General features: G+C 71.5%; 5 protein-coding genes and 1 pseudogene. 2 read left to right on the forward strand and 4 right to left on the reverse strand.

Annotated elements, in window-relative coordinates; all coding sequences use genetic code 11:
* Together G3I19_RS32305 and G3I19_RS32310 are read left to right on the forward strand one after the other, a co-directional pair.
* A pseudogene (locus G3I19_RS32305) lies at positions 1–1127 on the forward strand (hypothetical protein); the annotation flags it as partial.
* 89 nt (positions 1128–1216) lie between these two features.
* Positions 1217–2152 (forward strand): SDR family oxidoreductase, encoded by a 936-nt coding sequence (locus G3I19_RS32310; RefSeq protein WP_164267272.1) that lies wholly within the window; start codon positions 1217–1219, stop codon positions 2150–2152.
* Between the two features lie 34 nt (positions 2153–2186).
* Here G3I19_RS32310 and G3I19_RS32315 read toward each other — a convergent pair whose 3' ends face one another.
* From G3I19_RS32315 to sucB, 4 genes are all read right to left on the reverse strand, one after another.
* Positions 2187–3203, reverse strand: coding sequence for a WYL domain-containing protein (locus tag G3I19_RS32315; protein WP_164267273.1), 1017 nt, complete (start codon positions 3201–3203; stop codon positions 2187–2189).
* Positions 3204–3339: 136 nt separating this feature from the next.
* On the reverse strand, positions 3340–6006 hold the full coding sequence (aceE, locus tag G3I19_RS32320; RefSeq protein WP_164267274.1) for a pyruvate dehydrogenase (acetyl-transferring), homodimeric type: 2667 nt from the start codon (positions 6004–6006) through the stop codon (positions 3340–3342).
* Positions 6007–6211: 205 nt separating this feature from the next.
* Positions 6212–6835, reverse strand: a complete 624-nt coding sequence (locus G3I19_RS32325; RefSeq protein WP_164267275.1) for a GntR family transcriptional regulator — start codon at positions 6833–6835, stop codon at positions 6212–6214.
* Positions 6836–6959: 124 nt separating this feature from the next.
* Positions 6960–8018 (reverse strand): 2-oxoglutarate dehydrogenase, E2 component, dihydrolipoamide succinyltransferase (sucB, locus tag G3I19_RS32330; protein WP_164267276.1); only part of this gene is annotated, 1059 nt, incomplete at its 5' end.

Below are 8018 nucleotides of genomic sequence, written 5' to 3' on the forward strand. Positions count from 1 at the left end.
CGCGTATGGACTTCACGGTCTGGCCCGCGCGCGGCGCCCGCAAGGACGACCGCGCACTGCTGGGCCGCGCGCTGAAGGTCTGGGCGAGCCCGGCCCGTACGGTACGGATCTCCGCCGCCCACGGGGCCGCGACCGTGCCGCCCGCCCAGCCGCCCCGGCTGCTCTACGCGGGCGACGTGGACGGTGCGGCCGTGGTGCTGTTCGCCGAAGGCGACCGGGTCGTCAGATACGCCGAACCCACCGGCGGCAAGGGCGCGCCCGCGCTCGACTTCGCCCGCACCGACGACGCCGACATCACCACCGGGGCCGCGGTCGTCGTCAGCCGCACCGACGGCAACGCCCGCTATCTGCTGGCGCCCTGGGTCGCCGAGTCCACCACCCGCGACCTGCTCGCCCCGGACGCCCCGGCGCACCCGCTCGACGAGGCCAAGGACGGAGTGACCGCACCGGTGCCGAGCCCCGCGGTCCCGGCGGGCGGCACCGGATGCGACTCCTGGCCCGCGCTCCAGCTCCGCTCGTCGAGCAAGGTCGCCGAGAAGCACGCGTTCCTCCTCACCGACCTCGGTGACCTCACGCCCGTCCACCTCACCTACACCCCGCCCCCGGGCGGCGGGGCCCCGGCCCGCTCGCCGCGGGAGGCGACCGGCGGCCAGGCGCTGCTCAGCTGGGCGCACACCGCCTGCTCCCTGGCCGGAGTCCGCGGCAGCGGCGTACGCGCGGTGAACAACTGGGAGTACGCCCGCCAGCAGCTCCCCGAGAACGGCGGCCGCGCCTCCTGGGTGTGCACCAGGGCCGACACCTGGCAGGGACCGGGCAGGGTCTCCGTACAGCTCCAGCTCCCCACCGGGCAGAAGTCCGGGCCCGGCGCCGTCGTGGCGCGCCGGGAGAACACCGCGCTGTGCAGCCGCTTCGGTCAGAACGTCCTGGCCGGCGCCAAGTGGAAGGCGGGCTCGGGCCGGTGGTATCTGCTGGCCGCGGGCAGCAGGGAGGTCCGCGAGATCGATGTGACCGGCGGCGTACGGGCCACCGCGCACGGTACGACGCTGGCGGTACGGGCCGGGCAGAGCGACCGTGCCGTCATGACGGCACGGCTGGCGAACGGGGACACGCTCAAGGCCCTGGGCTGAGCACCCGATCCGCGGAATCCCGCGGAATCCCGCGGAATCCCGCGGAAATCCGGACCGAGGCTGACGGGTATAGGTGGCACGGTGCCCGTATGACGACAGAAACGCACACGGACAAGCCCTTGTCGGGACGGATCGCCCTGGTCGCCGGAGCCACCCGCGGCGCGGGCCGGGCCATCGCCGTACAGCTGGGAGCGGCGGGCGCCACCGTGTACGTGACCGGGCGGACCACCCGCGAGCACCGCAGCGAGGTGGGGCGCGCCGAGACCATCGAGGAGACCGCCGAGCTGATCGGTGCCGCGGGCGGGACCGGGCACGCCGTACCCACCGACCATCTGGAGGAGGCACAGGTCCGCGCCCTGGCCGAGCGGATCGACCGGGAGCAGGGGCGGCTGGACATCCTGGTCAACGACGTCTGGGGCGGTGACCATCTCGCCCGGGTCGGCGAGGTGAACACGATGTGGGAGATCCCGCTGGCGGAGGGGCTCCGCATGCTGGACCTCGGGGTGAGGAGCCACATCATCACCAGCAGCGCCCTGCTCCCGCTGCTGGCCCGCACCCCCGGTGGCCTGGTCGTCGAAGTGACCGACGGAACAGCCGAGTCCAACCGCGACTACCGGGTGAACTTCTTCTACGACCTCGCCAAGAGCGCACCGATCCGGATGGCCGCCGCCCTCGCCCACGAGCTGGGGCCCGTCGGCTCCACGGCCATCTGTGTCACCCCGGGCTTCCTGCGCTCGGAGGCGATGCTCGACCACTTCGGGGTGACGGAGGCGACATGGCGGGACGCCATCGCCACAGAGCCGCACTTCGCCATCGCCGAGTCGCCGGTGTTCGTGGGCCGCGCGGTGGCGGCCGTCGCGGCCGACCCGGACCGGGCGCGGTGGAACGGACAGTCGCTCTCCAGCGGACAACTGGCCGCCGAGTACGGCTTCACGGACACGGACGGCAGCCGGCCCGACGCCTGGCGGTACATCAAGGAGGTCGCGCTCGACGGCGCGGACCGGACAGCGCAGGAGTACCGCTGAGGGCTGTCCCCGGAAACCGAAGAGGCGGCGGCGCTCACTCGTACTGCAGCGCCGCAGTCCTCAGCGCCCCGGCGAACCGGGCCCGCAGCTCCGGCGGCTCCAGGACCTCCACATCGGGCCCCAGCGACAGCAGTTGCGCATACGCCACATCCAGCGACTCGACCGGCAGTACGACCGTCACCCGGCCCAGCTCGTCGGGGGCCGAGGCCGCGGTCAGCGCCTCGTTCGCCGCCGCGCGGTCCACCGCGGACGGCAGGGACTCGGCCCCGGCGGCGGAGACCCGGACCACCACCTCAGCGGCGAGGAGCGACCGGGCGAACTCCGCGGCCCGCTGCTCCCAGAAGGCGGGCAGGTCGAACGTCTCGTCCCGTACGAAACAGCCGTCGTCGTGGAGCGCCAGCGCCGTGAAACGGTCGATGCGGTACACCCGGAAGTCCCGGGACGCGTCGGGGCAGCCGGAGCTGTCCTGGCCGTCAGACCCGGGATCCGCGCGGGCGCAGACGTACCAGACACCGGCCTTCAGGACGAGCCCGTACGGCTCCAGGGCGCGCTCCACATCGGAGCCGTCCCGCCGGCGGTAGCGCGCCGAGACCCGTCTGTCCGCCCAGACCGCGTCGGCCAGCGGGCCCAGCAGCTCCGGGGTGCTCGGCTCCTGATACCAGCCGGGCGCGTCCAGGTGGAAGCGCCGGGCCGCCGACGCCGGGGCGTCCCGCACCGAAGGCAGCAGCGCCGCCGACACCTTCAGCCGGGCGGCCGAAGCGGCGTCGTCGAGCCCCATCTCCCGCAGCGCACCCGGCAGTCCGGAGAGGAAGAGCGCCTCGGCCTCGGTGCGGGCCAGACCGGTCAGCCGGGTGCGGTAACCGCCGATCAGCCGGTAACCGCCGGACCTGCCCCGCTCCGCGTACACCGGAACGCCCGCCTCCGAGAGGGCCAGGGCGTCCCGGGTGACGGTGCGCTCGGACACGTCGAGCTCCTGCGCCAGCTCGGTCGCCGTCATCAGCGGCCGGGACTGGAGCAGGAGCACCATCTTGATCAGGCGGGCAGCGCGCATGGAATCAGCATGCACGCCACCACTGACAACGGGACCGACGGCGGGCGCGTGACATCGGGCACCCCCGGGTCACGCGCCCGCCGTCACATCCTCGCTGTCACGCCCCCACTGTCAGGCCCTCGCTGTCAGGACCTGGTCACAGGCCGTAGCGCTCCCGTGCGTCCTTGACGGCCGATACGGGGACCTCACCGCGCTTGGCGAGCGAGGCCAGCGCCGCGACGACGACCGACTGGGCGTCGACACCGAAGTGGCGGCGGGCCGCCTCACGGGTGTCCGAGAGGCCGAAGCCGTCCGTGCCGAGCGAGGACCAGTCCTGCTCGACCCACTGGCTGATCTGGTCGGGGACCTGCCGCATCCAGTCGCTCACCGCGAGCACCGGACCGGGGGCACCGGCCAGCGCCCGGGTGACGTACGGGGTGCGCTGCTCGCCACGGAGTATGGCCTCGTCGGACTCGAGACCGTCGCGGCGCAGCTCGCCCCACGACGTCGCCGACCAGACATCGGCCGTGACGCCCCAGTCGGCCGCGAGCAGCTCCTGTGCCTCCAGCGCCCAGTGGATCGCCGTACCGGAGGCGAGCAGCTGGATCTGCGGGGTGCCCGCGGCTCCCGTGCCCTCCTTGAAGCGGTACAGACCGCGGCGGATGCCCTCCTCGACGCCCTCGGGCATCGCGGGCTGCTGCTTCGGCTCGTTGTAGACCGTCAGGTAGTAGAAGACGTTCTCCGCGTCCGGGCCGTACATCCGGCGCAGACCGTCCTTGACGATCACCGCGATCTCGAAGGCGAACGCCGGGTCGTAGTTGAGCGACGCCGGGTTGGTGGCGGCGATCAGATGCGAGTGGCCGTCCGCGTGCTGGAGCCCCTCACCGGTCAGCGTGGTGCGGCCCGCGGTGGCGCCCACGATGAAGCCGCGGCCGAGCTGGTCGCCGAGCTGCCACATCTGGTCGCCCGTGCGCTGCCAGCCGAACATCGAGTAGAAGATGTAGAAGGGGATCATCGGCTCGCCGTGCGTCGCGTACGACGTGGCGGCGGCGATGAAGTCGGCCATGGCCCCGGCCTCGGTGATCCCCTCGTTGAGGATCTGGCCGTTGGTGGCTTCCTTGTAGTACATCAGCTGGTCGCGGTCGACCGCGTCGTACGTCTGGCCCTTCGGCGAGTAGATGCCGGCCGAGGGGAACAGCGACTCCATGCCGAACGTACGGGCCTCGTCGGGGACGATCGGCACCCAGCGCTTGCCGGTCTCCTTGTCCCGCATCAGGTCCTTCATCAGCCGGACGAAGGCCATCGTGGTGGCCATCTCCTGCTGTCCCGAACCCTTGATGAGCGCCTTGAACGCGCGCTCCTCGGGCTCCGGGAGCACCACCTGGTGCACCCGGCGGGCCGGGGCGGGGCCACCGAGCTCGGCGCGGCGCTCCTGGAGGTAGCGGACCTCGGGGGAGTCGGCGCCGGGGTGGCCGTAGGGCACCAGGCCCTCGTCCAGCCTGGCGTCCGGAATCGGCAGGTCGAGCAGGTCGCGCATGGCGCGGAACTGTTTGCCGTCCAGCTTCTTCATCTGGTGGTTGGCGTTACGGGACTCGAAGCCCTCGCCGAGGGTGTAGCCCTTCACGGTCTGTGCGAGGATCACCGTCGGGGCACCCTTGAACTCCAGGGCCGCCTTGTACGCCGCGTACACCTTGCGGGCCTCGTGGCCGCCGCGCGAGGAGTGGAAACACTCGGCGATCTTCGCGTCGGTGAGCAGCTTCGCCAGCTCGGCGAGCGCGGGCTCGGCGCCGAAGAAGTGCTGGCGGATGTAGGCCACGTCGCGCGTCGCGTACGTCTGGAACTGCGCGTCCGGCACCTCGCGCAGGCGGCGGATCAGCGCGCCCGTGGTGTCGAGCTGGAACAGCTCGTCCCAGGCGGAGCCCCAGAGCGTCTTGATGACGTTCCAGCCGGCGCCGCGGAACTGGGCCTCCAGCTCCTGCACGACCCGGAAGTTGGCCCGCACCGGGCCGTCGAGGCGCTGCAGGTTGCAGTTGATGACAAAGGTGAGATTGTCCAGACCCTCACGGGCGGCCAGGGTGAGCGCGGTCGTCGACTCGGGCTCGTCCATCTCGCCGTCCCCGAGGAAGGCCCAGACGTGCGACTTCGAGGTGTCCTTGATGCCGCGGCCGGCCAGGTAGCGGTTGAACCGCGCCTGGTAGATCGAGGAGATCGGGCCCAGGCCCATGGAGACCGTGGGGAACTCCCAGAGCCAGGGCAGCCGGCGCGGGTGCGGGTAGGACGGCAGGCCGTCGCCGCCCGCCTCCTGGCGGAAGTTGTCGAGCTGCTGCTCGCTGAGGCGTCCGTCGAGGAAGGCGCGGGCGTAGATACCGGGCGAGGCGTGGCCCTGGATGTAGAGCTGGTCGCCCGAGCCGTCGCCCTCCTTGCCGTGGAAGAAGTGGTTGAAGCCGGTCTCGTACAGCCAGGCGGCCGAGGCGAAGGTGGCGATGTGGCCGCCGACGCCGAACCGGGAGCCGCGGGTGACCATCGCGGCCGCGTTCCAGCGGTTCCACGCGGTGATCCGGCTCTCCATCGCCAGGTCGCCGTCGAAGGCGGGCTCGGCGGAAGTCGGAATGGTGTTGACGTAGTCGGTCTCCAGCAGCTTCGGCAGCGCGAGACCGTCGCCTTCGGCCCGCTCCAGGGTGCGGCGCATCAGATATGCGGCACGGTGGGGGCCTGCGGCCTTGGTGACGGCGTCCAGGGAGGCCGCCCACTCGGCGGTCTCCTCGGGGTCGCGGTCCGGGAGCTGGTCGAGCTCGCTGTGAAGCTTGCCTACGGGGTCGGTCATGGTCGCCGCCTTCCGGACAGAACAGGGGGTGAAGAAAGGCCCGGTCTGGCAGGACAGGGCGACGGGCTGGGTGAAGCCCTCCGGAGACTGTAAATCGCTGATCGATGATCGATCAAAGGATAGAAGGAAAAATCTTTCCGCTACGTAAAAGTCGGCATGCGGTGTCAGCAATAGGGGCACGCGGTGCCGCGAAAACGGCCGTGGGTCAGGCCCGCGGTGCACATCCGAGCACGTGGTCCTTCACCAGAGGGCCGATCTGCGGGTCCCGCCGCCGGAACGCCTCGACCAGTGCCTCGTGCTCCTCCGCGTACGACTTCTGCACGGTCCCCAGCCAGCGGATCGACAGCGTGGTGAACACCTCGATGCCCAGCGACTCCCAGGTGTGCATCAGCACGCTGTTCCCGGCGGCCCGCACCAGCTCCCTGTGGAAGGCCACGGTGTGCCTGACCTGCGCCGCGCTGTCCTCCACCCGGTCGGCGCGGTAGAGCGCGGCGACCGATGGCTCCAGGGCGGACACATCGGCGGCCAGCCGGTCGACGGCCAGTTCGGCCGCGATCTGTTCGAGGCCGGCCCGGACGGGATAGCTCTCCTCCAGATCGGCGGCGGTCAGATTCCGTACGCGTACGCCCTTGTTGGGGGCCGATTCGATGAGCCGCAGCGACTCCAGCTCGCGCAGGGCCTCCCGGACCGGTGTCTGGCTGACCTCCAGCTCGACGGCGATCCGCCGCTCCACGATCCGTTCGCCGGGCTGCCACCGCCCGCGGACGATGCCCTCCACGATGTGCTCGCGAATCTGCTCGCGCAGGGAGTGGATGACGGGCGGCGTCATTTTGAGCTCCTTCGGACCGTATTGGTCTGGGCGGGGACGGTCGCACGGACCAGGCCCCCCATGACAATACGGCGGCGCCCCCGTCCGGAAGGGATCCGGAAGGGGGCGCCACAGGTGAGGCTGGTTACAGGCCGAGCTCGACCTCGAACTCGCCGGCCTCCAGGATCTCCTTGACCGTCGTCAGGTAACGGGCCGCGTCGGCGCCGTCCACCAGGCGGTGGTCGTAGGAGAGAGCCAGGTACGTCATGTCGCGGACGCCGATGACGGTGCCCTCGGCGGTCTCGATGACGGCCGGACGCTTGACGGTCGCGCCGATGCCCAGGATGGCCACCTGGTTCGGCGGGACGATGACCGTGTCGAACAGCGCACCGCGCGAGCCGGTGTTGCTGATCGTGAAGGTCGCACCCGACAGCTCGTCCGGGCTGATCTTGCTGGACCGGACCTTGCCGGCCAGCTCCGCGGTCTTCTTCGAGATGCCGGCGAGGTTGAGGTTGCCCGCGTCCTTGATGACCGGGGTCATCAGACCCTTCTCGGAGTCCACCGCGATACCGATGTGCTCGGTGTCGAAGTAGGTGATCGTGCCCTCGTCCTCGTTGATCCGGGCGTTGACGACCGGGTGGGCCTTCAGCGCCTGGGCGGCGGCCTTGACGAAGAACGGCATCGGGGACAGCTTGACGCCCTCACGGGCGGCGAAGCCTTCCTTGGCCTGGTTACGCAGCTTCATCAGCTTGGTGATGTCCACCTCGACCACGGTGGTCAGCTGGGCCTGGCTGTGCAGGGCCTTCATCATGTTGTCGCCGATGACCTTGCGCATCCGGGTCATCTTGACGGTCTGGCCGCGCAGCGGCGAGACCTCCAGCTTCGGCGCCCTGGCGGCGGCCGGAGCAGCCGACGGCGCGGGGGCGGCGGCCTTGGCTGCCTCCGCCGCGGCGATGACGTCCTGCTTGCGGATACGGCCGCCGACGCCGGTGCCCTTGACCGAGCCCAGCTCGACACCGTTCTCGGCGGCGAGCTTGCGGACCAGCGGGGTCACATAGGCGCCGTCGTCACCGGAGGTCGCGGCCGGGGCCGGGGCCGGGGTGACGGGGGCGGGAGCCGGTGCCGCGGGGGCCGGAGCGGGTGCCGCTGGGGCGGCTGGCGCGGCCGGGGTCTGCTGGGCGGGCGGCGGAGCCGGTGCGGCGGC

This window comes from Streptomyces sp. SID10853 (assembly GCF_010548145.1).
Lineage (GTDB): Bacteria > Actinomycetota > Actinomycetes > Streptomycetales > Streptomycetaceae > Streptomyces.

Bases quoted from the DNA above. Each gene is read 5' to 3' on its own strand.
- G3I19_RS32310 (WP_164267272.1), top strand. From the start codon at position 1,217: ATGACGACAGAAACGCACACGGACAAGCCCTTGTCGGGACGGATCGCC.
- aceE (WP_164267274.1), bottom strand. From the start codon at position 6,006: ATGACCGACCCCGTAGGCAAGCTTCACAGCGAGCTCGACCAGCTCCCG.
- G3I19_RS32315 (WP_164267273.1), bottom strand. From the start codon at position 3,203: ATGCGCGCTGCCCGCCTGATCAAGATGGTGCTCCTGCTCCAGTCCCGG.
- G3I19_RS32325 (WP_164267275.1), bottom strand. From the start codon at position 6,835: ATGACGCCGCCCGTCATCCACTCCCTGCGCGAGCAGATTCGCGAGCAC.